At 61.7% G+C, this 540-nt stretch carries 1 pseudogene; it reads right to left on the bottom strand.

Annotated elements, in window-relative coordinates:
• Positions 1–94: 94 nt before the first annotated feature.
• Positions 95–540: pseudogene (locus ACNA7R_RS20630) on the bottom strand (pyridine nucleotide-disulfide oxidoreductase); the annotation flags it as partial.

The following is a 540-nucleotide window of genomic DNA, read 5'->3' as shown; positions in this document are numbered from 1 at the left end:
GTCCACTCGCAGGAAGGAAGTTGCGAAGAATACTATCGTCTGGATCTAGATCCTCTCTCGACCGCTATCGGGGGCCGAGACGGTGTCAATCGACTCAGCGCTGGCCGTCAACGACCTTCGCTGCCGTTAGCACGGGGTCCCAGGTCGTGTTGAACGGCGGGGCGTACGCCAAATCGTAGTCAGATAATTCGTTAACGGCGATCCCCCGGTCACCGCACCTACCAAGGCGTGACTCCGGTAGACGGCACCTTCGCCGTACTCGGAGACGAGACTGCCACCCAAGACGCGTCCGGATGGACCGTCAACAATGAGTGTCACCTGTACGGTTCCACCTTCGGGATAGTAGCCAGCACGGGACTTTGCCTCGATCGTCTCCGTGATCGGCTCGAATCCAGCGTCCCGGGCTGTGTCGTGATCGAGGATTCCTGTCCGAGCGGCCTCCATCTCGAACGCCTTGACGGCCGCTGTGCCGGCAACGCCGCCTCCGACAGTTGGCTCACCTGCGACGGTCTGGCCGATGGCTCGTCCGTGTCTGTTGGC

Source organism: Natronococcus sp. (genome assembly GCF_047921035.1).
In the GTDB taxonomy this organism is placed as follows: Archaea; Halobacteriota; Halobacteria; order Halobacteriales; family Natrialbaceae; genus Natronococcus.
The sequence above is the reverse complement of the archived record's forward strand: the minus strand, read 5'-3'. Positions and strand labels throughout refer to the sequence as shown.